This is a genomic window from Vampirovibrio chlorellavorus, assembly GCF_003149375.1.
In the GTDB taxonomy this organism is placed as follows: domain Bacteria; phylum Cyanobacteriota; class Vampirovibrionia; order Vampirovibrionales; family Vampirovibrionaceae; genus Vampirovibrio; species Vampirovibrio chlorellavorus_B.
In genome coordinates, this window is sequence record NZ_QFWH01000004.1 from 183,264 (window position 1) to 206,825 (window position 23,562).

Here is a 23,562-nt window from a genome sequence, read left to right on the forward strand (position 1 = left end):
CACAAATGCCCGTGGGGCGATCCGTTTGGGGGCTGCGCCTTTTCAGGATTGGTGGGTTTACAGTTCTTAACAATTGAGGGTTTCTCATTGACTCAGGGATGATAGTGTCGATAATACACTAGAACAAAGTGTAAAAATCACACTAGCCCAAATGGCCTACAGTTGTCGGTTTCGCATTTAGTTTTAAAAAATGAATCGAGCGCGTGATGCCCATTCCATTTTTTTCTTCAACCCATAACACCCCTCAAATCGCAAACCCTGGAGTGCGTAACATTTTTCGCAGGAATCAGGAACCGGTTCGTTCACAGGTCTTGGATCTGTGGGTTCACCCGGAAAAATACCGTTTCTACGAAGAATCAAAAAATTACCCCTCTCTGGATATCTTGGCTTAGACCCCTTAAATTTTAGCCAAGTTAAAGCGAAATGGACCTTCGGGTCCTTTTTTTTGCCTTTATTACTGGGAGAGGAAGTGGCGCAGAATATGGGGCAGCAACACGCAGGCCCCACTCAAGCTCACCCCGACGGCTGTCACCAGACAGGCGCCTGCCGCAATATCCTTGACCCGCTTGGCCCGTTGTCGAAAGGCCCCATCGGCCCACAGATCCACCAGATATTCCAGTGCCGTGTTCAGGGTTTCCATGGCGATCATCACGGTCATGCACAAAATCAAAATGGCCCATTCCGTGGGACTCACCTGCAAGAAAGCCGCCAGCAAGCTGATGAGGACCGTCAATAATAAATGGGTACGAAAATTCCGCTCGGTGTAAAAGGTGGCTTTAAGCCCGTTCAGGGCGTAACCCAGGCTATGCCAGAAGCTGCGGGATTTGAACGGATGCTCCGGTTTGAGGGGGGAGGGCATAGCAGGCTCGGTGGATGGCTCAATGGTTTGGATGGTCATAACTCAGGGTTCGTCGGTGAGGCTGAAACAAAGGGACCTAGCCAAGGGCCAAGGATCGCACCTTGTTTTGAATGTTGACCACTTTCTGGAACTTCTCCATCGTATCATGATGCATGCCCAGCAGGTGCAGCATCCCGTGGATAAAGCGCTCCAGCAGGTAAGCCTCCAGGGTCAGCTCCGGAGAGTCGGCCACGGCGTTTTCCGCGTATTCAACGGAAATAAAAATACTGCCCAGTTGCAGCACGGGTAGACTCATCCACAGTTCGGGATTTGGGGCATCGGCCAGCAGGGTGAAGGTCAACACATCGGTGGGGCCTTCTTTTTGCCGGTATTGCCGGTTTAAATCCTGCATGCTGGGGTTGGTGGTCCAGGTCAGCTCCACTTCCAGAATTTTATCTTTCAAATTCAGAGCCAGATGCTCATAGATGTTTTCCTGTTCAGCCACCATCAGAAAGAAGGGCCAGGCTTTTTGAATGAGTTGAGACAGGCTTTGCAGCCGCTCCTCAGGGAGTTCTGCGTCCGCGAACACTTCCAGGCACAGAAAGGGCAGACTGAGGGTGCCCAGGTGATTTTGGGTGAGCGCGCGTTCAAGCATCCTTGGTGTGTTCTCCGCGGGTTTGTTCTCCGGTGGGGGGGGCTTCAGTGGCTTGTTCCCCAGTGCTGGCCCTGGGGTGTGCCTGTGCCTGATTGAGGGCGTTATGCAGCGCCGCCTGATCCGGTAAACTGGTGTGCGGCAGGCGGCGTCCCAGTTCCCGCATCATGTTTTGCTGGTATTCAATGCGGTTGTGCTGAATGCCCCGCAGAACCCGCACAAAGGTCTGCTTGATTTTGTAGATGTCTTCAAAGGTAATGGGGCAGTTGTCAAACTGGCCGTCCTCAATGCGTTGCTGAATAATTTTATCAATGCGCTCTTCCACGGCGCTGACGGATGGCGTTTTAAGAGCCCGAACGGCCGATTCGCAGGCATCAGCCAGCATGACGATGGCCGTTTCCTTGCTGGCCGGTTTGGGGCCGGGATAACGGAACTGCGATTTGTTCACGTTTTCCGCCCCTTCTTCAATGCAGGCCTTGTTGTAAAAGTACCCGGCGGTCAGGGTGCCGTGATGTTCGGTCATAAAGCGCATTAAAACTTCCGGCAGTTTGTGCTGTTTGGCCATCTCAATGCTGTCCCGGGGATGGGCGGTAATCACCATCTTGCTCAGCCGGGGGGTCAGCTTGTCATGCGGATTTTCCACCCCAAAGTAGGCCTGGTTCTCGATAAAAAACAGGGGGCGCTTCATTTTACCGATGTCGTGGTACAGGCAGCCCACCCGGGTGAGCAGGGCGTTGGCGTCAATGGCCTCGGCGGCGGCTTCCGCCAGGGAGGCCACCATGAGGCTGTGGTGAAACGTCCCGGGGGCTTCAAATTGCATGCGCTTTAGCAGGGGCTGATCGTGGTTGCCCAGTTCCATCAGCGTGTAGGGGGTAATCAGGCCAAACAGGGTTTCCAACAGCGGAAGCCAGCCAATGGTCAGGATGCCTGACAGAACGCCACTGAAAAAGCTGAAACCCAGCATTTTGAGGTTAAACAGGCTCCAGTCCATGACATCGGCGGCGGCGGGCAGGCCGGAAGCGTCCACGTAAGCCGGACGCAGCAGGCTGAGGGCCAGTAAAACCAGCATGTTGGTGGCGCCGACATAAAACCCGGCGTACATCAGTTTGCCCCGGTCGCTGAACTGAATGCGTTTGCCCACAATATAAATACCCATGTAACTGCCGAACAGTAAGACCGACAGGCTGGCGAAATCCGCCCGCAGGGTCAGGGCTAGCAAAAACACCAATAGGGTGGTGGCCAGCACGCTGAGCAGTGGGGTCATAAAAATGGCCAGACTGAGGGCCACCGTGGCCAGCGGGAAGGCAAACAGGGGAATATGACCAAAGGCCCCGGCTTCTTGCAGGTTGAAGAACACGGTGGTCAGCAAAATCAGGGTGCTGATCAGTGCTGCATAAGAGGGGCGAAAGAACTGGTGATTCCGAAAGTTGTACAGGTAACTCCACAGGGTAAACACAAACAGCAAGTTCAACAGGAACACGCCTAGTACGGCCACCCAGTTATTGCCGCCAGAGAGTTTTCCCATGCGCTGGAGGGCCGCTAATTGCACGGCTGAGGCTTTTTCTCCCTTGCTGATAATTTTTTCCTTGCTGCTGAAAACCTTGATTTCCGGTTGCTGGTTAACCTGGGCGCTGACCTCTTCCTGTTTGCGCTTCATGGCAATTTCATCCAGAATCAGGTTTGGTTCCAGTGAGGCATCCAGTAGAAAGTAAACCAGCCCACGATAACGGGGGTTAAAGCCGGTTTCCGGGATGCTGTACTGCAGGGTGGCCCCTCGTTTCAGTTGCTCATCCGCTTCCGTAAAGCCCGCTTTCAGGATGCGCTCCATACCAATGCGGCTGGCCTGAGTGATTTCCTCCCAGTCCTGGGCCGGAATGGGGGCCTTGAAATATTCCGTGTAAATATTTTCCGCATTGGGCGCATCCGCGGTCAGTTGCTGATATCGGGAATAACGTGCTTCGGCAGGAAGGGCCGTGTTGGTGACCACGGCACCCAGTTGGGCGGTCAGTTTGTCCAGCGCCCCGAGGATGTCCTGATTATGGGGTTCATCCGGCTGGTAAATGGGGGGAATGGTTTGCTTGGCCCGGTCGATTTTTCGCTGGGTGGCTTCGCGATCCACAATTTCCAGGCGGCTGGTGGCGTAGAAGTCCGCCTGACTGATGCCGCTTTTATCAATGTTGCGGGAGCGCTGCAGGTAGTCTGCGCTGATCAGCCCAGTCATCAGCACAATGAGACCCAGTCCAATGACCACGGTCAGACCGTTGGCTGAAAAAACAGTGTGAATCACCCTTTTGAGCACCTTAAGATACCAGGGCAAGCGTGCCTGCAACGAGTCTGGCAGGTGATTGTCGGTGTTATCCTGTAGCAGTTTCAAAGCCGATATCCTTTTAGAATGCTCTTTTTGAGCATTTTTGACTGAAAACGCACTCAGGGCATTTTACTTTGAATCATTTTAGCGTGGGCAACCCAATTCGTGGAGAAAAATCATATATCCAGCTTATACAGAATTGCGCCCGGTGAGCGATATTCAGGAAAAACGATGGTAGAAAAACGGAATCATGCCATCACACTAAAATTAAATACGGTCTGTGGGTCTTTCTTGGTGAGTTATCACGATAATTGTAAGTGGGGTAATCTTGACGATGGACAATCCAATCATTCCGCCAATTCAAGCGGCTGAGTTGCCGCCGCAAATACAAGCGCACCTGACAACGCAAGGTCTACCCGGGCAGGATTATTTTGTGGCCCAGTTTGATACATCCGTGGACTTTGTAGCCGGGGATTTTTCAGCCATGAAGCGCTTACAAGATCCCGCTAAATTTAAAAAAGCCCGATTTAATACCCGACTGTACCAAAAGTAGGTAGGGCGTTTTCTCCGTTTCTATCGCTCGGGCGATGTTGAAACCCGAAGAGGTTAGGCCACCCACTGACGGGTTACAGTGTGGGTAACGGCTGGTTGCGCCAGAGTGGGTGAGGGTTGTAACAGTTGCTGAGTGACCAGTCTCAATAAATCGGGCCTGTGATAAATCTGCTCAATATAAGCCTGCTGCTGGCGGTAGGACTGCGTGAGAGCCTGGCTTTCCGGGCGGTGATACAGGTTTCGAAACACGGGCGCTTTAATCGGGCTTCGGTCGCGTTCGTTCTCAGGCGGCCAACCGGTAAAAACCTGAACCAGCTGATCCAGCTCCGCTTGCGCTGTATTGAATCCGGGGCCTGGTATAGCTCTGGGAGCGGCCAAGTAGCGTACTTTTCTGTTGCCCTGCGTGATCCACACTTCATGGGAAGGGGTTGGAGTGTTCAGAGTCGCTTTGGGCAAAATATCGAAGCTGACCAGTTGGGTGAAACGCTTATAGGCTTGACTGTTGGCGGTGCCAAAACCGAATAAAATACCGTATAGCATGCAATCACCCAGTAGCTCCCGTGGGCTATCTGTTGCCTCAAGTAGTTTTAATATGGTTTGAGGCGTTGCGTTCGGCCCAAAGCGAGCCCGGAACAGGGGCAGGTTTTTACCGATGACGCCCAGACATGCGGTTCGATTGAGCATCATGAGATCGCAGAGGGCAGGATCTTTTTCCAGTGTGTGGTAGAAGGGCTTTACTATTTTTTTGAATACAAAATTGGTATTACCAAACAGCGGTTGGTACTTCAGGAATGTCAAGGTGTTTTGAAGCAAGTCGGGCATTGGTTTCTCGGTGTTGGTGCCAGCATCGTATTGGTATAGAGCGTGAAGCGTCATGGGTTTATTGCCAAACAAGGTAAAGCCAAGAGGCTCTCCTCCAGACAATAGAAAATTCTTGAAAAAATGGGCCAATATAACCTGATCCGCCGGGGGGATTTGGGCCAAAACCCGATCCGCCGGGCTGGCTTGAGACACGGAAAACACACTGCCCCTGAATAGTGGTTGAACGGGTGTAGACGGTGGGCGTTTTTGACTATTCACGCCAGTATAACTGACGTTGAATGCCTTGGGCGATGTGACCGATATCTTTTTGGAAACCCTGAAAAATAAATAAAATCAGGAGTGGTGGGTAAAAACTGGAATGGAATGGTGGGCGAGAAGGGACTCGAACCCCCACGGATTGCTCCACTAGTTCCTAAGACTAGCGCGTCTACCATTTCGCCACTCGCCCGGCGATGTGTACTGAGGTTGGTTTTCATTGTACGGGAGGCCATGCGTTTCGGCAACCAACACGGCGGAGCGACTATTCCAAAGCGCCGTAAAAATGCTGGTAGAGATGCACCTGAGTTTGGCAGGCACGGCAACGGTACCAGCCGCAGTTCATTTCAACGCTTCGGCTCTCCAGGCGGCTCTGGCATTGCCAGCATAAAAAGGAGGCTGGCGGAGTGAGATCCAGAACGCACAAGCGCTCGCTGTGAGACGCTGGCGCCTTGTGCCCTACCTGATGACAGGCGTGGCAAAGTAGCACGATATTGTCCACTTCATCCGATCCGCCCAGACTTCGGGGGAGTCGGTGATGGTACTCAAAGCCCTGATGATAGCCCTCTGGGCCTTGCGGCACCTTGTCGCATTGCCTGCAACGCAGGGCATCCCGCAGGTTGACCAGAAAGCAGACCCGATTGGACAGGGGCACGGGACAGGTCTCCTAGGAACTTTCCAGAATAATCTTTTCCGGGCCCGGTTTGTCCAGATCGGCCAGGCGGGATTTGCGCAGCGGTTTGGGACTGCTGGTAGCCGGGGTAGAGCCCAGACGTTCAATGACCTTGGTGGCCATGCGCTCTTCTTCTAAATCTTTGGCCAGCTTTTTGTTTTCCTGCTCCAGCTCTCGAATGACCTGCTTCAGGCGGGCAATTTCCGAATCTTCTTCCCGCTTTTGCACGGTGCGCTTGTTAATTTCCTGAATGAGGGCCTTCATGGTGTCTTCCATCTGCCCGTCGGCCATGGCGCTAAAGGTTTGCCCGGCTTCCGGGGTGGCCCCGGCGTGCTTGCAATGCCGCTTGCGAACTTTCAGGATGTGAGTCTCGCCCTTGGCGTAGTAGTAAAACTCGCCGGGTTTCAGGGCTTTAATGGCGGCAAAGGAAATACCCGCTTCATTCAAAAAGGGCTTGATGGCCTTATAATCCTGCTCGGACTGAATGCCCCCGAACCAGAAGCGGTTGCACTGGCTCAAAATGTCCTTACTCAGGCTGGCAGGGCGCTGGGTGGCCCACAGGCTATCGATGGCCCGTTTGCGGCCCCGCTTGGCAATTTTTTGGGAGGCCTGCACCGGGTCAATGCTTTTCTTTTTGCCCCGTTTGGCCGGAGAGCTGCCGCCCGCCATGCGCTGGGGGGCGTAAATCTGCGCTTCTTCCACCACCAGGCGAATTTTGGTGCGGTACTTTTGTTCCGCCTGAAACAGGCAGTCCACAATCAGGCCGTATAAATGCTGTTGCTCTTCATCCAGATACTCGGATAAATCGAACACCGCCGACAGTCGGTTTTGCAGCATGGCTTCTATATAGAGATCGATACCCTCTTCATCCAGCGGCAAGCTGCCGTGTTCTCCGCCAATAATCAGCATGGGGTAGCGTTCAGCCAGGGTGAAATGCTCACCTTCCGGGTCAATGACCAGCACCAGACAGCCATTTTCCAGGGTTTCTTCCAGTAAAACCCCGGTTAAGTAGGATTTCCCCATGCCAGAGGAGGCCAGAATGGCGTCCCGCTCGCCGGTAGTGGCAAAGCTGTCCAGCGGGATGCTGAAGTTCTTGGAAACCTGTAACGCTCTCTGTCCGGGGATGATTTGATTTTTCAAAAATCGGAACATAGGGTCATTATAGGTCAAACGGGTGTCACTGTGCAGTGTGTAATTTCAAGCTGCCGGGCGTAGATTGCTTGTTTTCTTTTCGGTAGGATAGGAGGAGTGTCTTGTGTACTTGATAAACAAGAGTAATAAGGAGGCTATTATGGCGGAGCCAAGAAGTGGCAATTTACAGGTGGGTGGCATTGGCTGGCTGGCCCGGATGATTGACAAGGCCCGGCTGGAAGCCGCTGGCGAGATTGAGCAATACGACCTGGAGTACCCTTGCCCCATGGATCGTGGCCTGCTGCGGGAGATGAACGTGGATTCTGAGACGTTCCAGAAAATTGCTGTTTCGGCCACCACCGACGAGCAGGTGTTGTTTGAGCTGGAGCGCATTGGGGCCAATTTGCCTGGCAAGCCAGTTCAATAGCTGTTTGTTTTCGAGTCTCTTTTCCAGCTTTCTTTGAGAGAAATCACAGAAGCCTGTTTAGTCTTCGCATAATATGGAGCTAAAGGTTGCATCCTGTGCGATTCTTCTCGCACTCAACTGATTATTAAATTATAGGAACTTTGAAGCGTGGCTACAACTGCAACGAGAAATCAGGGGACCGATCGCGTCGATGGGTGGCAAGTTGAGCCCATACTGGCCGGTCTGGCTCTGGTCGTTTTTATTATTTACGCGACTTTCCGGGCATTGCAAAATGACCCCAGCCAATTCCCCGGCACTCACTATATCTCTCCCCTCTACACGCCGTATTTGCCGCATTGGGCTGAAATGTTCGGCTTGCACCTTCCCTTTCTGGAAAAAGTTCCTGGCAATGGCAATATGGGCTGGATTTTGTCTCCGGCCTTGTTCATTTTGTGGGTGCCTGCCGGTTTCCGGGCCACCTGCTATTTCTACCGCCGGGTCTACTACCGTTCCTTATTCACGGCCCCGGCTGCCTGCGCCGTGGATGTGAACCCCAAAAGTCCCCTGATTGCCCTGTTGGGCAGTGGCAAAAAGTACATGGGCGAAAAAGCGTTGCCCATGGTGCTGATGAACTTGCACCGCTACTTTTTCTATCTGGCGGCGGCTTTCATTGGCCTGCACTCCATTGACGTGATTTGCTCCTACTTCAGCCCCGGCTTTACTGGCCTGCGGCTGGGTGTGGGGAGTCTGATCATCACGCTGGATGTGGTCTTGCTGTCCCTGTACGTGTTTAGTTGCCACTCCTGGCGGCATATTCTCGGTGGGCAGATCGACTGCTTCTCTTCTTGTCCCATCAACGAGGCCCGTGGCCACGCTTTCCAGCGCCAGAGCATCCTGAACGCCAAGCACGGTCTGTTTGGCTGGATTAGCTTGGGCTTTGTGATTGTGGCGGACATTTATTTAACCGCATTGTCCCGTGGTATCATTCCGGCCAACTTTGACCGGATTTTTGAATTTTCTTGGAAAGGTATGTTCTAGATGAGCGTGACTTATGAAACACACACGCACGACGTGCTGGTCATTGGGGCCGGTGGTGCCGGTCTGCGTGCCGCAATTGAAGTATCGGCCCAAGGCTTGTCCGTGGGACTGGTCTGCAAGTCCCTGTTGGGCAAAGCCCACACCGTAATGGCTGAAGGGGGTGCCGCCGCCGCACTGGGGAACGTTGATCCGCAAGATGGCTGGCAAACCCACTTCAAGGACACCATGAAGGGTGGCAAGTTCATGAACAATTGGCGTATGGCTGAGCTGCACGCCAAGCAAGCCCCCGATCGCATCAACGAGTTGCAGCAATGGGGCGCTGTGTTCGATCGTACCAAGGATGGCAAAATCAGCCAGCGGGCTTTTGGGGGACACACCTACAAGCGTCTGGCCCACGTGGGTGACCGTACCGGTTTGGAAATGATTCGCACCCTGCAAGACAAGGGCGTTCACTCCGGCATTGATGTGTACATGGAATGCACCGTCAGCCAGTTGCTAAAAGATGGCGATGGCCGGGTCAACGGTGCCTTTGGCTACTGGCGTGAAAGCGGCCGCTTTGTGGTGTTCAACGCCAAGGCGGTCATTCTGGCCACTGGCGGGACTGGCAAAGCCTGGAAAATCACTTCCAACTCCTGGGAATACACCGGCGACGGCCAGACACTGGCCTATGACGCCGGCGCCGATCTGCTGGATATGGAGTTCATTCAGTTCCACCCCACCGGGATGGTCTGGCCGCCTGGCGTCCGGGGTATTCTGGTCACCGAAGGGGTTCGCGGCGAAGGCGGTATTCTGCGGAACAAGGATGGCAAGCGCTTTATGTTTGACTACCTGCCTCCAGAGACCAAGCACACCTTTGCCGAAACCGAGGAAGAGTGCGAGCGCTGGGTGAAGGCCACGTTGGCCAACGAGCAAACCGATGCCCGTCGTCCACCCGAACTGTCCACCCGGGATAACGTGGCCAAGGCCATTTACTACGAAGTACAGGCCGGTCGTGGAAGCCCACACGGTGGCGTGTTCCTGGATATCAGCTATCAGGACGCCGACCGCATCAAGCGTAAGTTGCCCAGCATGTACCACCAGTTCAAAGAGCTGGCCGATGTGGACATTACCAAGCAGCCCATGGAAGTGGGCCCCACCATGCACTACACCATGGGCGGCATTCGGGTGAATCCTGAAACCCAAATGACCGCTGTGCCCGGCTTGTTCGCCGCGGGCGAATGCGCCGCGGGTCTGCACGGGGCCAACCGGTTGGGTGGCAACTCCCTGTCGGATCTGGTGGTGTTTGGCCGTTTGGCCGGTCTCGGTGCCGTGGAGTTCGCTAAGTCCGTGGAAGGAACGCCCAAGGCTGATGAAGCGCAGGTGAAAGCCGCCGCTCAGGAATTGCTGGCGCCGTTTGAACGCACCGGTGAAGGCCCTTATGAAGTTCACCGTGATCTGCAAGAAGTGATGCAGCATAAGGTGGGCATTATGCGCACGGAAGAAGATCTACAGAAAGCCCTGGTAGAATTGGATGCCATTGAGCAGCGGGTGGCCAAGGTCTCCGTGGAAGGCTCGATTCAGTTCAACCCCGGCTGGCACTTGGCCCAGGATCTGAAGAACATGATCGTGGTTTCCAAAGCGGTGGCCAAATGCGCGCTGGAGCGTCGTGAAAGCCGTGGCGGCCACACCCGTGTGGATTTCCCCAATTACGATGAAAAACTGGCCAATGTTAACGCCCTCATCCGCAAGGGAGAGGACGGCAGCATGCAATATCGCACCGAGGCCACGCCGGAAATGCCCCCTGAACTGAAGAAGCTCTTTGAGGAGGAGAAAAAGTAATGGCCCAGTCAGCGACTCATCAGACGTCCACCAGTAATGGGCAGGCCAAAACGGCTACTTTTCGGGTCTTCCGAGGAGATGCTCAAGGTGGGCAGGTTCAGGACTATCAGGTGCCGGTAGAGTCCGGCATGGTGGTACTGGATGCCATGCACTACATTCAGGGCTTTCAAAGTCCTGATTTGGCCGTTCGCTGGAATTGCAAGGCGGCCAAATGTGGCTCTTGCAGCGCCGAAGTGAACGGGAAGCCCAGCCTGATGTGCAAAACCCGGCTGGATCACCTGGATCTCAGTCAGCCCATCATGGTACAGCCCCTGAAAACCTTCCCCCTGATTCGGGATTTGGTCACCGACGTGTCCTGGAACTACGAGGTGAACAAGACCATTCAGCCCTTCACCCCCCCGGATGAAAACGCCAAGGATTGGCGCTACTTCCAGAACGATGTGGATCGCCCGCAGGAGTTCCGCAAGTGTATCGAATGCTTCCTGTGTCAGGATGTTTGCCACGTACTGCGGAATCATAACCAGAAGGATCAGTTCTATGGGCCTCGCTGGATGATTCGTTTGGCCAGTCTGGAAATGCACCCCATGGATCGGGCCGATCGAATTCCCTTCATCAAGGAAAAGGCGGGCATTGGTCTGTGCAACATTACCAAGTGCTGTACGGAAGTCTGTCCGGAAGAGATCCGCATTACCGATAACGCCATTATTCCGCTGAAAGAACGGGTGGTGGATCGGTATTATGATCCCATGATGTGGTTCCTGCGGAAGTTGGGCTTCATCCGTTAACTTGTAGAAAATTGCCAATGAAAAACGCTCAGGTGGTATGGCCTGAGCGTTTTTTTAAGTGGTTGGTACCGGTTCTTATTCCCGTTTTTCAATTTTGAAAACAGTTGGATTCCGCTATTCCAGCGGACGGAGCATGGGGGCGACGTTTTGTCGGAAGTCGCCCAGTGAGGCGTTGCTGAGGCTACCGTGCCCGTTCAACCGTCGATACGAGAATTCCACGGTGGGAATTTCCTCGCCGGTTTTGAGATTGCGCAGGGGTTTATCATAATGCGGCGTCACAAAAAACGGAATGGAGTATCGTGGCTTGTCCAGCGTGCTTTCATCTCCCACCACCTGATGGCGAATGGACGGAATGGTCCCGTGTTTGACAATGCGTCCCTGCTCATTAATGCTGCCCCCGGTAATAAAGGACAACATATCGCCCACGTTCATAATCAGGGTGCCAGCCTGGCTGTGGATGGGCAGCCATTGGCCGGTTTCCTGGCCATTTTCCCGGGGCATGATCTGTAATCCGGCCTCCGTAGCCTCCGGCAACAGGGTGAACAGGTTCATATCAAAGTGCTGACCGGCCCGAATGACCGGCTGCCCCGGCTGGGCGCTGCCTCGTTCTTTTTCGGGCACGGCGGGATAATGAATGCTGCGCATGAGGTGGTTGCCGATGGGTCGTTGCCGATGATCCACCAGGGTGGACTTGAGATAGCCCCGATCGTTCAGTCCCATGCTGTCCAGATACTCGCCCAAAGCCTCTGCCAGTAGTAAAGCGGTTTTTTCCATATTGTTAAACAGGAGGGCGTTTTGCCGGGGGAAACTGCGAGGGCCTTCCGCTGGGAAAACATTCAGGGTGTCCGGCGCGCCGCTGTGCCAGTTTTCTTTTTTGTCGGCCATCCGGGGGCCACCCTCATAGACGGATTTGGTCTCTTGGCCCAACTCATAATACCCTCTGCTGCGACCCAGATCCGACCGAACGTACTGCGTTTTCACCGGCATGGGCAAGCTGAAGACTTTGGGGATGGTGTGGTAGTAGTTTTTGACCAGGGTGGATGGGACGGAGTGGCCGCTGATGGATACAAAGCCAAAACGGGACAGGCTATCGCCCATTTTTTGTACAAAGGCGGCCCGCTTGGCCGCATTGCCGCCGGTAAAGTCTTCCAGGTTCACGACCGGCAGTTCCTGTCCGGCTTTGCCCCAGCCCTGAAAACGTATGGACTGAACCGCTTTGCGGTTGAGCAGATGCCCGGCGAAGTGATGGGCGGTGGCGGGTTGTTTTGCAGGTGATTGCGGCGGTGTTTCTTGCAGGCGCTCGGCAGATGCGGACCGGCTTGGGGGAGACAGAAACGGGTTTCTCTCGGTCTGGTTTGCTTTGACATCTGGTGCATGTTTCGCTTTGGATTTGGCCGCCGGAAAGGTAATTGGCATGGCCATCCCCTGGGACGTGCGCACGTAAATGGTGGACATTCACTAGTCTCCTCTTTCCCTGTCTAAATTTTTTGTTTAAATTCCCACTTGAAATAGAGCCACTTGAAAAAAATAAAATTTAAAAACCCCTGCGAAAGGCACAAGGCGCATCGCCGGATGGTGTTTGTTTATGGTTCTGTTTTATTGTAAAGACAAGGAAGATGCAAGCGATTTCTGGGGCTTACAGGCTGCGTACTTCCACGGGTTCCGGTTGGGAAGAGAGAATGGCCCCTTTGGGCACCACGGTCACCCCGCCTTCGGATACGAAGAAGCCCCGGGCCTCGTCTTCGGCCCGGTCATAGCCAATGCGGCTGTGGGGGGGGATCTCTACCCCCTTATCAATAATGGCCCGGCGAATTTTGGCGTGCCTGCCCACATGCACCCCATGCATCAGGATGGACTCTTCCACCAGTGAGTAGCTGTTAATGCGGCAAAAGGGAGACAGTACACAGCGAATCAGGCGTCCCCCACTGATGATGCAGCCATCGGCCACAATGGAATCCGTGGCGAAGCCCCGTCGCTCTTCCTGATCGAACACGTACTTGGCCGGGGGCGCTTGGTAGGAGAAGGTTTTAATGGGCCACTCCCGGTTGTACAAATTGAAGATGGGAGATGGGGTGACCAAGTCCATGTTGGCTTCCCAGTAGGCGTCAATGGTGCCAACATCCCGCCAGTAGCCCTGTTCAATGGGGCTTTGAGCCGGCACGGTATTGGTGGCAAAGTCGTACACAAAGACCCGACGCCCTTTTTGAATCATATCGGCAATCACGTTTTTGCCAAAGTCGTGGGCGGACTGCTCATTGGCGGCGTCCAGTAACAGTTCTTCCACCAGCACGGTGCGATTGAAGATGTAATTGCCCATGGAGGCCAAGGCCCAACCGGGCCGACCGGGAATTTCCCTGATGTTGTGCCTGGGTTTCTCCTGCCAGCCGGTGACCCGAAACATGCTGTCCACTTCGATAATGCCAAACTCGCTGGCCTGGCTGATGGGTACTGGGATGGCGGCAATGCTGAGATCGGCGGCTTGCATTTTGTGGTAATCCACCATCTGGCTCACGTCCATCTTGTAGACGTGATCGCCGCCAAAGACGGCCACCAGCGAAGGATTTTCGTCTTCAATGATGTTCAGGTTCTGGTAGATGGCATCGGCGGTGCCCCGGTACCACTCCTGTCCCAGGCGCATTTGAGCCGGTACCAGATCCACAAATTGGTTCAGAAAGGGGGGCATGGGCCAGCAGCGGGCCACGTGGCGGTTCAGGGAGTCAGACTTGAACTGGGTCAGGATCTTGATTTTGTAATATTCGGAGTTGATAAAGTTGTTCAGTACAAAGTCGATAATGCGGTACTTGCCGCCAAAGGGTACCGCCGGTTTGGCCCGATCCAGCGTCAACGGGTAAAGACGTTTGCCTTCTCCCCCGGCTAAAATCATGACCAGTACATTTTTTTTCATTTGGAATGCCGCCCCTTCGTCTTATCAACCCCGGCCCTTGACTTATGGCCCTAACCGAATCGCAATGCCGAGCCCACAAACAGTGTTTACGAACGCTTGCGTGTGACTGTCCTGATGTTTACCCGGCTACCACTTTTATTATACCGGGTTGGGGCTGTCACTGAAACTATGGCTTCGGGCCTCATCCACGGTTTTTTGTAATTCCTGTTGCAGTCGGGCTGTCAATTGGTTAGCTTGCGTAATCAAAGACTGACCCTGATTCAGCGCTGAGGGGCTCACCACGATAGGCTCCCCTACCTGCATTTGGGCTTTACAGTTGCGCACAATGCTTAAAATACTGGGACGTTTTCCGTGGATCAGGCAAAACAGCTTGATTAACGCTTCCATTTGCTGACTGATATCGTTTTCCAGTTGCGCCGGAGATTCAAGGCTCAGAAGGATTTCCAGGTCTCCAAGGGTTTGAATGTCTGACTGGGTTTCCTGTCGGGCTTGCTGATAAGTTTGACGAGCTTTGGACCATGGGTTGAGTCTGGCCCAGCCTGTTGGCGGCCTTAATTCAATTTGTCCCTGATTGATGGCCTTGAACAAGTGACGCATCTGTTGGGTGGCATGTTTTTCTGGGGGGAAAGGCAGTTTATACTTCACACTCAGTTTTTGGATGGCCGCTTGCTGGATGTATCCCAACCGTTGATGCCAGGGCCGGTGGGCTTGCCAACCCAGCTGGTAGGTTTGTTCCTGGCTTTCCAGTACGGTGTTTAACAGGTGCGTAATCCGTCGCTCAATCGGTTGGTAGGTATTGGGGGGGCTGGCCCTTGAAGCATTTTTTCTCATTTTGGGTCAGCAGTTTGAGCACTTGACCCTTGGCTTGTGGCAAATAGCGGTAGCCAATCCCAACCGGGAGGATACGAACGGTTTGTCCTTTATTTTGGCTGGTTTGCAGGGCCAGTCGAAGGGCTCCAGTCTGGCAGGCGCCCACCTGATTATTTTGCCAGCTAATGCGCCCTTCCGGGAAGATAAGTAACGGGTTCTTGCCCTTGCCCAATATTTCTTGCACATGATCCGTGCTTTTCTGGATACTTTGGTTGCCTCGGTTGACGGAAAAGTACCCCAGACGTCTGGCAATGGGCCAAATAATTTGGTAGGGGATGTTGGCGATTTTTCGATCGAAGTTTTTCAGGGCGGCCATGGTGACGGGAGTCAGTCTGGCCTGGTAAGCCAGTGCCTGAATGCTGAAAGAGTCCGCCAGACTGGAGTGATTGAGGGCCAGCATGGTAGCGCCCCCTTGCTGCTGGATGGCCTGCAGGCGATTGATTTCTGCCGCTGGGATGGCGCAGTGGAAATTCAGAAACCTTGCACTCACGAATTGCATGCCCCCCTGAAAATTCAGAAACCTTGCACTCACGAATTGCATGCCCCCCTGAAAATACCGGGTCAGCCAGGGGATGGGTTTGGCGCTGTAGAAGTCGTTGCAGGTCTGAATGTCGCTGGCGTCTCGGGGGTGGCGGCCTTGGAAGCGCACTGACTGTGATATGGTATTTAAACCGGGCTGCCTGAATCTTGCGACCGTTGGGCCGCTTGCGTACAATACCCTGTGGTGTGAGCCGGACGGCCCAATAACGCTCATAATAAACAGGCTAAATCGGGGAATGATTCTTTAAACGCCCCTGCCCATGAAATCTTGCGTCCGCTCAAACGACCACGTAACTGACCCCATAATCCGCCCATAATCCGTTTGGATGATTGCAAACATGACCACCCTCCCTGACCGTTCTGATACGTTGCGAGCGCAAGCCGGTCGCATTCGGCTGGTGGTGATGGATGTGGACGGCGTATTGACCGATGGCAAGATCAGCTACACCTCCGCCGGGGATGAGATTAAAAGCTTTAACGTCAAAGACGGGCTGGGCATCTCTCTGGGGATCCGACACGGGCTGCAATTTGGCATCATCACCGCCCGGGAGTCGATCATGGTCACCCGTCGGGCCGAGGAGTTGGGCATTCAGCACCTCATTCAAAAGACCAAAACCAAGTTGCCCGCCTTGCAGCAACTGGTCAGCGATTTGGGCCTGGGTTTTGAACAGGTGGCCTACGTGGGAGACGACTTGCCGGATATGCCCTGTATGGAGCAGGTGGGTTTTGCCGCTTGCCCGGCGGATGCCGCCCGGGAGGTGTTGGCAATGGCCCATTTTGTCTCCCGCTATAACGGGGGCGGCGGCGCGGTGCGGGAGATTCTGGAATTGATTCTGGACAGCCAGAAAAGCGAGAGTGGCGACAATTCACCAGACGTTGGTTCAGGCTGTCAGTAAAGCATTTTGTTCAGTGGGATGGGGTACACTAGGAGGGAGTCATTTGGGTTGTGCCTTTTTGGGTTATGCCTTCAAGGGGCTTGGGTTGAAAGGCACAATTCGCTGAGATTTTGGCGGCATTTTCGTTTGTAACCTCTGGGAGTTCCGGCTTTGGGTCGTATCGTGCTGAACAATGAACCGTTTTACTTGCAACCGGCCCAAGGCAGTCCGGAGGCTTTTTTGTTTCTGCATGGGTTGGGCGGTGGGGTATATGAAATGCGCCCGCTGGCCGAGCAGTTGCTGCAGCAAGGCTATGGGGTCGCCGGGTTTAACTATCCGGGCCACGATCAACCGGCCCCCCGCATGCCCGCTTCCACTTGGCAGCAGTGGTATCAGCGGTCGGAGGAACAGTATCAGCGCCTATTGCAAGCGCATGATCGGGTCTCCTTGGTGGGTTTTTCCACCGGATGCCTGCTGGCCCTGCACTTGGCCGCCCGGTATCAGCAAACAGAGCGCATCCATCAGCTGGTCTTGCTCAGCCCCTTTCTCAAGGTACGAATGGAATGGTACTATCTGCTTCAGCCGGAGCGCTACGTGCGGGCCCTGGGGGGGATCATCCGGCACGTGCCCCGCTGGCGGCTGCCCATCCGGGATCGGGAAATGCAGGCCTTGGCCCTGGAGGCCGCTTACTTCAAGACGTTTAATATCCCGGCGGTGCGCAGCGCCCTGGAGTTGATTCAGGTGGTGGACGGGGAGCTGGAGGCCGTGAATCGGCCTACCCTGATTGTGCAATCCACCGGGGACCGGGTGGTGTGCGCCACGGGGGCCAAAATCCTGATGGAACGGCTGGCCTCTCCGCAAAAAGAGGTGCTGTGGCTGGAAAAATCGGATCACGTGATTTTGCTGGACAGTGAGCGGAAGCAGGTGGCCGAGCGGATTGTGAAATTTGCCACGGGGAATGAAACGCCGAAAGGCTTCCTCGGAGGGGCCAGTCTGGACGGTGCCGCGGGTAGCCCTTGACTTGCGGGCGGGAGTAAGGAATAGTTTGGGGGAACCTGTTGAAAGGAATCCCTGAATGTTCAACCTGTTCAATATTTTTATCAGAAAGCCCAAATCGGGAAAAAGGAATGCATCCATGAGCAATACCTCTGCGTTGGAAGTTCGGGCCAGCCACTTGTTGGTGGGCACCCGGGAAGAAGCCGAACAGTGCCGTCAGGAAATTTTGGAAGGCAAGACCTTTGCCGAAGTGGCCAAGCGGGTCTCCAAGTGCCCCTCAGGCGCTCAAGGTGGAGATTTAGGCTTTTTTGGCCGGGGCCGCATGGTGCCTCAGTTCGATAAAGTGGCCTTTGAACTGCCGGTGGGTGAATTGTCCGAGCCGGTGCAAACCCAGTTTGGCTGGCACATTTTGACGGTAACCGAGACGAAGTAACCGCCCGTCTTTCGGTGACCCCTCATGACTTGTAAACGCTCCGGGTGTCAATCCGGGGCGTTTGCGTTTTTTACGGGTCAGTTTTCCTTTTTGGGGTTGAAGTATTCCCGCAAGCCATCGCCCAGCAGGTTCAGGGCGATCATGGTGGTAAAAATAAAGAGGGCCGGGAAAAACAGCATGTGCGGGGCCACCCGCACCAGTTGCCAGCCTTCTCCCGCCAAAGTCCCCCAGCTGCTTAAGGGGGGCTCCACGCCCAGGCCGATAAAACTCAGGGTGGACTCGGTGAGGACGGCCCGAGGCACGGTGATGGTGGCGGTCAAAATAATCAGGCCCAGGGTGTTGGGGATAAAATGCTTCCAGATGAGCAGCGGGGCACTGCCCCCAATGCTGTGAAAGGCCTCCACAAACTCTTCCCGCTTCAGGCTGAGAATTTGCCCCCGAATGATGCGGGCGGTATCCGGCCAACTGAACAGGGACAGGGCCAGCACCAGACTGACCAGCCCCCGGCCCAGAAACACGCTGAACAGGATGACCACCATCAGGGAGGGCAGGGCGTACAGAATATCAATGATGCGCATCATCAGCGTATCGGTTTTGCCTTCGCACAGGGCAGAAACCGTGCCGTACAGGGTGCCAATAATGACGGCCACCACAGCGGTGGATAAGCCAATCAGCAGGGAAATGCGAGCCCCCACCGCCGTGCGGCTGAGCAAGTCCCGGCCCAGATCGTCGGTACCAAACCAGTGGCCCATCACATTTCCAGCCAGCGGCCATGGCGGGGCCGTGGGCAAGTCCGGCATAATGGCCGTGGGATCGGGACCCAGCAGGGGGCCGAGTAAGGCCAGTAGTCCAATTAGTCCCAAAAATAAGCCACTCCAGAATGGTTTGGGCGCTTTGAGCCATGGCGGCTTTGCTTTTCTCCGGTTGGATGGGCTCGAAGCGTTCCGTTCTGGGACGTTCAGGCTTGCGGCGGTCAGGCTGTGGTTCATCGCTTGGCTTCCTCTCGCAGGCGGGGATCCAGAAGCCCGTAGACGATATCGGTCAGGGTGTTAAATAGAATGAGGGCCAGCCCGTAAATAATGGTAATGCCCATTACCAGTGTGTAATCCCGGTTGCTGACGGCGGTCACAAAGTGTTTGCCCAGCCCGGGAATGGCAAAAATGTATTCCACGGCAAAGGAGCCGGTGATAATGGCGGCGGCTATGGGGCCTAAAATGGACACCAGCGGGATAAGAGAATTTCTCAGGATGTGACGCAGGGCAATGGTGCTTTCTGCCAAGCCCTGACTGCGCTTGATGAGAACGTACTGCTGAGAGCGCACTTCTCGCACGGTGGTACGCACCAGCAGAAAGGCATACGAGAAGGGGGTCAGGGACAACGTTAAGACCGGTAGCAGGTAATGCTTCGGGCTTTCCAGCGTGGCGGCCGGTAACCAGCCCAGCGATAGCGAGAAGAGCAGCACCAAAAAGCCCCCAAAGATGAACAAGGGGGTGGAAATACTGGCCACGCCCGTCAGGGTCAGCAGGCCATCCCAGAAGCGGCTGGTACTGAGTCCGGCCAGGGTGCCCAGGGTGGTTCCCAGCAAAACCCCCAGCGTCAGGGCCATCAGACCCAGTTTGGTGGAGGTCAGGGTGGCCTCGCCCACAATGTCCCGGACCGAGCGGGACTTGTATTTGAAGGAGGGGCCCAGATCTCCCCGCAGGATGCCGCCGATGTAAATGCCGTATTGCTGCCACAGCGGCTTATTCAGATGGTAGCGGGCCTCAATATTGGCCTGAATGGCCGGGGGCAGCTTGCGATCCTGATCAAAGGGGCCGCCCGGCATGAGTCGCAGCAGTAAAAAGGTCAGGCTAATCACCACAAACAGGGTGACGAAACCGGTCAGTAGTCGTCTTAAAATCAGGCTGGGCATACCGATATCATAGACGAGAACGGGAAGATTGTGTGAGGGACTCTGCGCAAGTCTTTTGCTAGTCTTACTAGAGAGCGCTTATCGGGTGTAGGTTTTGGGCAGGCGCACCCGCAGGGCGCACATTAATTCGTATTCAATGGTACTGGCTTTGCTTGCCCAATCGTCCAGCCAAATGGCTGTTTGGGGCTGGCGGGCATCGCTACGGCCAATGAGGGTGATGATATCGCCCACCTGTGCGTCGGGAATGGCGCTCACGTCAAACATCATCTGATCCATGGTGATGCGGCCCACCTGAGGCACTTGCTTGCCCCCAATCAGCCCATGAATTCGCCCGGACAAGATGCGGGGCACCCCGTCGGCGTAGCCCAAGGGCACTGTGGCAATGCGGGTTTCTCCTGCTGCTGGGGTGTGATAGGTGTGGCTGTAGCTGACCCCGGTATTAGGGCCAACGGTTTGCACGTGAATAATCCGGGCTTTCAGGCTCATGGCTGGTTGCAGTTTGATGCCCTCCTGCTGAGGGTGATTTCCGTACCCAAAAAAGGCAATGCCCAATCGGGCCAGAGTGTTGGGAGTCTGGGCTTCCCACGCGGCAGGGTTCAGGGCGTGTCCGGAGTTGGCGATATGCACAAAGCGGGGCAGGGGGTCGAGTTGCTGGCACAGGGTGTGCCAGCGTGCCAGTTGGGGCTGGGTCAAAGCCTCATCATGGCTGTCGGCCAGATGGGTAAAAACGCCTTCCACTTGCAAAAAGGGCAGGGTCTGGCACTCCCGGATGAAGTTCAGGGCCTTTTCCCAGCCAATGCCAATGCGGTGCATGCCGGTATCCACCTTGATATGCACTTTAAAGGGCTTTTTATCCTGCTGATAGGCTTTGCGCAGGCTTTCCACGTGGTGCGGGGCGAAAATGGTGAGCTGGATATCGTAATCGCTGGCGTACTGCACCGACCAGTCCGGCACCACCCCAATCACCAGAATGGGCAGTTTAATACCGGATTCCCGGATGTGGATGGCCTCATCCATGGAGGCCACCCCGGCCATACTCACCCCGGAGGCCCCCAGTGTGTTTAACACCATGGCCGAGCCGTGGCCGTAGGCATCCGCCTTGACCACCGCCATCAGGGCCACTGACGGGGGCACCACTTTGCGGATGGCCCGGGCGTTGGCCTCAATAGCCCCCAGGTTGATTTCCACCCAGGCATCCCGGCGGGTTTGGACAGGTAAGGTTCTCAGGGATTTCATCAGGTAATCCAGCGCTTTCGGATTCGGGGACGGGGCTTTGGATGGCGTGTTGACGCCTTTTGGTTTATTCTAATCTCAAACACTGCGTAAGCCCAAATTATAAAATGCCGTTATTAAAAACAATCTTAGGCAAACCATTCGTGTTTTATGACTGTCAATTAAGTCTTTGGAATACACGCCCCCTATGACCCCACTGTTTGATATGGACAATGCCCAGCAGGAAAAAATTGCCGTCATCGGTTGCGGCAATTGGGGTAAAAATCTGGTTCGTAATTTTGACAATCTGGGCTTTCTGTATCGGGTGTGTGACCTGAATCCGGAAACCCTCAACGCCTTGCAGAAGCAGTATAAGCACGTGCAGGCCAGCAATCGCTTTGATGACGTGTTCAACGATCCGCAGGTCAATGGCGTGGTGATTGCCACCCCCAGCTTTACTCACTATGAACTGGCCAAGAAGGCCCTGCTGGCTGGCAAGCACGTGTACGTGGAAAAACCGGTGGCCACCAGTTCCGAGCAAACTCTGGAACTGAACGCACTGGCCCGTGAGCTGGATAAGGTGTTGATGGTGGGCCATTTGTTGCTCTATCATCCGGCAGTCAACCGTCTGAGGCAGCTCATCCGGGAAGGTTATCTGGGGCAAATTAAGAATATTTCAAGCGATCGCCTGAATACGAATAAGTTTCGGCCCGATAAAAGCGTTATTTGGGACTTGGCCCCGCATGACGTGTCCATGATGTCTTACCTGATGGATCAGGAGCCTGAGGATATTGTCTCAGTCATTGGCTATCAGAACCGGGAAGATGGTTTGGTGGACGATGCGCATATCGATATGGTTTTTCCCAATGATGTAGCCGGGCATATTCACATTAGCTGGGTGCATCCCATCAAGCAGGTCAAGCTGGTGGTTCGGGGCACCGAGCGCGCCGCCATGATTGATGATACGTTGGGCGAAAACAAGTTGCACATCTTTAACAAGGACGATGTCAGTAGTCCCATTGAGGAGTTTCCGGATTATCTGGATATTGAGCCCCTCAAGCTGGAGTGCCAGCACTTCATCAATTGCATTCGGCACGGCTACGACCCCAAAACCAATGGTATGAACGGCTACCATGTGGTGCGGGTGCTGGAAATGGCCGAACGCAAGATGGAGATGATCTCCGTATAACGAAACGGGGACGCTTTGCGGGTAATGGGTGGGAACAGGAGAGGGAAGGCTTGCTTTGCGGGTTGTTTCTTGTAAGCTGTAGCGCAAATAGACTTTAGTTTTTGCGAGTGTATCGGGTTTCAGGTTTTTAGATTTTGAGGAGGGTTTTCCGTGGGGATTAATATGCCTTATTTGAGTCCGGCTGTGCGTTCCGGGCAGGCTGTTCGCTCCATGGATAGGTCCAAACGGCCCGCGTTGTCGGTGGCGTCAGGATTGGCCCATCCGGGTTCGTTGCAGCGCAAGCCAGCCCTTCGCTTTGCCGGAAGTTTGGATATCCAGTTGCTTTTGCAGCAGGCCAAATTCCCCACCGTCCTCAGCGATCTGCCGGTGTTTGACCCTGCCAGTCCGGAGAGCGTCAAGACCTATCAATCCGGTTTGGCTTTGGCTCAAAAGCTGGCTCGCCCCGAGGTTTCCAAAATGCCGGTTGGGGCCATTGCCATTGGGAACAGCGGCAAGGCTTATCTGGGGGCCAACCTGGAATTGAAAGGCGGGCTGCCCAACGAGACGGTGCATGCGGAGGTTTTTGCGCTGCTGAATGCCAGGGCCCACGGAGAGTCTGGCATTCAGATGATGATTCAGAGCTTGCGACCTTGCGGCTCCTGTCGACAGGCGCTGCTGGAGGCTGGAAATCCGGATCTGCCCATCCACGTGGTGGATATGAAGCGCGGGGAGGTCGATACCAAAACGGCTGGCGCGTACCTGCCCAATAGTTATCACTATGCTTCCGGGCAAAAAAACTGGTTTCAATCACCACGTCTGGATATTACGGAACCCGCCGATGCTCGCTTTCGGCCTGCGTGGCGGGCGGCTTTACAGTCATACCTCCCCAACCCCAACCGAAAAACCTGGGCCGGGTTATCGGTGCAAACCAGCGACAAAAAGCAGTTTGAGGGCTGTGTCCTGACGGTTCCGGCGCCCAATAACACCATTTCTCCGTTACAGGATGTCATGGTGCGAATGGCCGCAGCCCATGAGCCGGTGGCGGGTATTCAAGCTGTCACCATGGTGGAGCCTGCCGCGCCAGACTATTCTTTCAGCGCCCTGATAGCCCAGACCTTGAAACGCCTGGCCCCCCAGGCCACCTTTTCGGTTTTGAGCCAATCCTAGCCCACGCTTCAGCTTGCGTTTGCGTGTTCCAAATATTTGAGGTAAAAAATTATCAAATCCCCTGTTGCAATTCTGGAGCGGTTTACCTAGAATCTATTTCATCCTCAAGTTTTCCGGTAAATGCGGGAGTAATTCAGTGGTAGAATGCTTCCTTGCCAAGGAAGATGTCGCGAGTTCGAATCTCGTCTCCCGCTAATTTTTACCCC

Annotated in this window: 23 protein-coding genes and 2 tRNA genes; 11 read left to right on the forward strand and 14 right to left on the reverse strand. The window is 54.7% G+C overall.

The genetic code is table 11. From position 1 onward, the window contains the following. Positions 1–454: 454 nt before the first annotated feature. The 3 genes from DF283_RS06995 to DF283_RS07005 are packed head-to-tail and all read right to left on the reverse strand — an operon-like array spanning position 455 to position 3,777. Positions 455–898 (reverse strand): diacylglycerol kinase, encoded by a 444-nt coding sequence (locus tag DF283_RS06995; protein ID WP_303674021.1) that lies wholly within the window; start codon positions 896–898, stop codon positions 455–457. Positions 899–935: 37 nt separating this feature from the next. Next, positions 936–1,493 (reverse strand): rRNA maturation RNase YbeY, encoded by a 558-nt coding sequence (gene ybeY / locus DF283_RS07000; RefSeq protein WP_303674022.1) that lies wholly within the window; start codon positions 1,491–1,493, stop codon positions 936–938. Next, complete coding sequence (locus DF283_RS07005; RefSeq protein ID WP_303674023.1) at positions 1,486–3,777, reverse strand: HD family phosphohydrolase; 2,292 nt, start codon at positions 3,775–3,777, stop codon at positions 1,486–1,488. Before DF283_RS07005 ends, ybeY begins: the two co-directional genes overlap by 8 nt. Before the next feature lie 355 nt (positions 3,778–4,132). On the opposite strand from DF283_RS07005, the gene DF283_RS07010 reads away from it, so the two are divergent. After that, positions 4,133–4,351 carry a hypothetical protein gene (locus DF283_RS07010; protein WP_303674024.1) on the forward strand — a complete coding sequence of 73 codons (219 nt, stop codon included), beginning with the start codon at positions 4,133–4,135 and terminating at the stop codon, positions 4,349–4,351. Positions 4,352–4,404: 53 nt separating this feature from the next. On the opposite strand, the gene DF283_RS07015 is transcribed toward DF283_RS07010, so the two are convergent. From DF283_RS07015 to DF283_RS07030, 4 genes are all read right to left on the reverse strand, one after another. Beyond that, positions 4,405–5,364 carry a hypothetical protein gene (locus DF283_RS07015; RefSeq protein ID WP_303674025.1) on the reverse strand — a complete coding sequence of 320 codons (960 nt, stop codon included), beginning with the start codon at positions 5,362–5,364 and terminating at the stop codon, positions 4,405–4,407. 172 nt (positions 5,365–5,536) lie between these two features. Then, positions 5,537–5,620 (reverse strand) — tRNA-Leu (locus tag DF283_RS07020). Positions 5,621–5,692: 72 nt separating this feature from the next. Further along, entirely contained in the window at positions 5,693–6,082 is a 390-nt protein-coding gene (locus DF283_RS07025; RefSeq protein WP_303674026.1) for an HNH endonuclease, read from the reverse strand. Between the two features lie 12 nt (positions 6,083–6,094). After that, positions 6,095–7,240 carry a helicase HerA domain-containing protein gene (locus DF283_RS07030; protein WP_303674027.1) on the reverse strand — a complete coding sequence of 382 codons (1,146 nt, stop codon included), beginning with the start codon at positions 7,238–7,240 and terminating at the stop codon, positions 6,095–6,097. Between the two features lie 151 nt (positions 7,241–7,391). Here DF283_RS07030 and DF283_RS07035 point away from each other — a divergent pair, with 151 nt between their 5' ends. From DF283_RS07035 to DF283_RS07050, 4 genes are all read left to right on the forward strand, one after another. Continuing rightward, a complete protein-coding gene (locus DF283_RS07035; protein WP_303674028.1) occupies positions 7,392–7,658 on the forward strand; it encodes a DUF5069 domain-containing protein in 267 nt (88 codons plus the stop codon). Between the two features lie 147 nt (positions 7,659–7,805). Continuing rightward, positions 7,806–8,675 (forward strand): hypothetical protein, encoded by an 870-nt coding sequence (locus tag DF283_RS07040; protein WP_303674029.1) that lies wholly within the window; start codon positions 7,806–7,808, stop codon positions 8,673–8,675. Further along, positions 8,676–10,493, forward strand: a complete 1,818-nt coding sequence (locus tag DF283_RS07045; protein WP_303674030.1) for a fumarate reductase/succinate dehydrogenase flavoprotein subunit — start codon at positions 8,676–8,678, stop codon at positions 10,491–10,493. It abuts the gene before it with no gap. Then, positions 10,493–11,278 carry a succinate dehydrogenase/fumarate reductase iron-sulfur subunit gene (locus DF283_RS07050; RefSeq protein WP_303674031.1) on the forward strand — a complete coding sequence of 262 codons (786 nt, stop codon included), beginning with the start codon at positions 10,493–10,495 and terminating at the stop codon, positions 11,276–11,278. Before DF283_RS07045 ends, DF283_RS07050 begins: the two co-directional genes overlap by 1 nt. Positions 11,279–11,392: 114 nt before the next feature. On the opposite strand, the gene DF283_RS07055 is transcribed toward DF283_RS07050, so the two are convergent. The 4 genes from DF283_RS07055 to DF283_RS07070 form a co-directional block, all read right to left on the reverse strand. Then, positions 11,393–12,733 carry a 2-oxoglutarate and iron-dependent oxygenase domain-containing protein gene (locus DF283_RS07055; RefSeq protein WP_303674032.1) on the reverse strand — a complete coding sequence of 447 codons (1,341 nt, stop codon included), beginning with the start codon at positions 12,731–12,733 and terminating at the stop codon, positions 11,393–11,395. 181 nt (positions 12,734–12,914) lie between these two features. Further along, the gene (gene glgC, locus DF283_RS07060) at positions 12,915–14,183 is read right to left on the reverse strand and encodes a glucose-1-phosphate adenylyltransferase (protein ID WP_303674033.1); all 1,269 of its coding nucleotides are present in this window, start codon (positions 14,181–14,183) and stop codon (positions 12,915–12,917) included. A 138-nt stretch (positions 14,184–14,321) separates the two neighbouring features. Beyond that, complete coding sequence (locus DF283_RS07065) at positions 14,322–15,014, reverse strand: hypothetical protein (RefSeq protein WP_303674034.1); 693 nt, start codon at positions 15,012–15,014, stop codon at positions 14,322–14,324. Then, positions 14,962–15,543 (reverse strand): lysophospholipid acyltransferase family protein, encoded by a 582-nt coding sequence (locus DF283_RS07070; RefSeq protein ID WP_303674035.1) that lies wholly within the window; start codon positions 15,541–15,543, stop codon positions 14,962–14,964. The genes DF283_RS07065 and DF283_RS07070 overlap by 53 nt, the downstream gene beginning before the upstream one ends. Positions 15,544–15,931: 388 nt before the next feature. Here DF283_RS07070 and DF283_RS07075 point away from each other — a divergent pair, with 388 nt between their 5' ends. The 3 genes from DF283_RS07075 to DF283_RS07085 all read left to right on the forward strand — a co-directional run bounded on the left by DF283_RS07075 (position 15,932) and on the right by DF283_RS07085 (position 17,897). Beyond that, positions 15,932–16,489, forward strand: coding sequence for a KdsC family phosphatase (locus DF283_RS07075; RefSeq protein ID WP_303674036.1), 558 nt, complete (start codon positions 15,932–15,934; stop codon positions 16,487–16,489). A gap of 150 nt (positions 16,490–16,639) precedes the next feature. Beyond that, positions 16,640–17,488: an alpha/beta hydrolase gene (locus tag DF283_RS07080; protein ID WP_303674037.1), complete on the forward strand. Its 849-nt coding sequence runs from the start codon at positions 16,640–16,642 to the stop codon at positions 17,486–17,488. A 115-nt stretch (positions 17,489–17,603) separates the two neighbouring features. Beyond that, positions 17,604–17,897, forward strand: coding sequence for a peptidylprolyl isomerase (locus DF283_RS07085; RefSeq protein WP_303674038.1), 294 nt, complete (start codon positions 17,604–17,606; stop codon positions 17,895–17,897). 77 nt (positions 17,898–17,974) lie between these two features. On the opposite strand, the gene DF283_RS07090 is transcribed toward DF283_RS07085, so the two are convergent. The 3 genes from DF283_RS07090 to alr form a co-directional block, all read right to left on the reverse strand. Then, on the reverse strand, positions 17,975–18,760 hold the full coding sequence (locus DF283_RS07090; RefSeq protein WP_303674039.1) for an ABC transporter permease: 786 nt from the start codon (positions 18,758–18,760) through the stop codon (positions 17,975–17,977). Between the two features lie 122 nt (positions 18,761–18,882). Continuing rightward, positions 18,883–19,809 carry an ABC transporter permease gene (locus DF283_RS07095; protein WP_303674040.1) on the reverse strand — a complete coding sequence of 309 codons (927 nt, stop codon included), beginning with the start codon at positions 19,807–19,809 and terminating at the stop codon, positions 18,883–18,885. A gap of 78 nt (positions 19,810–19,887) precedes the next feature. After that, the gene (alr, locus tag DF283_RS07100) at positions 19,888–21,045 is read right to left on the reverse strand and encodes an alanine racemase (protein ID WP_303674041.1); all 1,158 of its coding nucleotides are present in this window, start codon (positions 21,043–21,045) and stop codon (positions 19,888–19,890) included. A gap of 184 nt (positions 21,046–21,229) precedes the next feature. On the opposite strand from alr, the gene DF283_RS07105 reads away from it, so the two are divergent. From DF283_RS07105 to DF283_RS07115, 3 genes are all read left to right on the forward strand, one after another. Continuing rightward, positions 21,230–22,210 carry a Gfo/Idh/MocA family protein gene (locus DF283_RS07105; protein WP_303674042.1) on the forward strand — a complete coding sequence of 327 codons (981 nt, stop codon included), beginning with the start codon at positions 21,230–21,232 and terminating at the stop codon, positions 22,208–22,210. Between the two features lie 150 nt (positions 22,211–22,360). After that, a complete protein-coding gene (locus DF283_RS07110) occupies positions 22,361–23,356 on the forward strand; it encodes a hypothetical protein (RefSeq protein WP_303674043.1) in 996 nt (331 codons plus the stop codon). Between the two features lie 122 nt (positions 23,357–23,478). After that, a tRNA-Gly gene (locus tag DF283_RS07115) sits at positions 23,479–23,550 on the forward strand. Positions 23,551–23,562: the final 12 nt, after the last annotated feature.

What these genes read in the sequence shown, in the direction of transcription:
- DF283_RS06995 (WP_303674021.1), bottom strand. Translation starts at nt 898, where the DNA reads ATGACCATCCAAACCATTGAGCCATCCACCGAGCCTGCTATGCCCTCC.
- ybeY (WP_303674022.1), bottom strand. Translation starts at nt 1,493, where the DNA reads ATGCTTGAACGCGCGCTCACCCAAAATCACCTGGGCACCCTCAGTCTG.
- DF283_RS07010 (WP_303674024.1), top strand. Translation starts at nt 4,133, where the DNA reads ATGGACAATCCAATCATTCCGCCAATTCAAGCGGCTGAGTTGCCGCCG.
- DF283_RS07035 (WP_303674028.1), top strand. Translation starts at nt 7,392, where the DNA reads ATGGCGGAGCCAAGAAGTGGCAATTTACAGGTGGGTGGCATTGGCTGG.
- DF283_RS07045 (WP_303674030.1), top strand. Translation starts at nt 8,676, where the DNA reads ATGAGCGTGACTTATGAAACACACACGCACGACGTGCTGGTCATTGGG.
- DF283_RS07050 (WP_303674031.1), top strand. Translation starts at nt 10,493, where the DNA reads ATGGCCCAGTCAGCGACTCATCAGACGTCCACCAGTAATGGGCAGGCC.
- DF283_RS07055 (WP_303674032.1), bottom strand. Translation starts at nt 12,733, where the DNA reads ATGTCCACCATTTACGTGCGCACGTCCCAGGGGATGGCCATGCCAATT.
- glgC (WP_303674033.1), bottom strand. Translation starts at nt 14,183, where the DNA reads ATGAAAAAAAATGTACTGGTCATGATTTTAGCCGGGGGAGAAGGCAAA.
- DF283_RS07065 (WP_303674034.1), bottom strand. Translation starts at nt 15,014, where the DNA reads ATGAGAAAAAATGCTTCAAGGGCCAGCCCCCCCAATACCTACCAACCG.
- DF283_RS07075 (WP_303674036.1), top strand. Translation starts at nt 15,932, where the DNA reads ATGACCACCCTCCCTGACCGTTCTGATACGTTGCGAGCGCAAGCCGGT.
- DF283_RS07085 (WP_303674038.1), top strand. Translation starts at nt 17,604, where the DNA reads ATGAGCAATACCTCTGCGTTGGAAGTTCGGGCCAGCCACTTGTTGGTG.
- DF283_RS07095 (WP_303674040.1), bottom strand. Translation starts at nt 19,809, where the DNA reads ATGCCCAGCCTGATTTTAAGACGACTACTGACCGGTTTCGTCACCCTG.
- alr (WP_303674041.1), bottom strand. Translation starts at nt 21,045, where the DNA reads ATGAAATCCCTGAGAACCTTACCTGTCCAAACCCGCCGGGATGCCTGG.
- DF283_RS07105 (WP_303674042.1), top strand. Translation starts at nt 21,230, where the DNA reads ATGACCCCACTGTTTGATATGGACAATGCCCAGCAGGAAAAAATTGCC.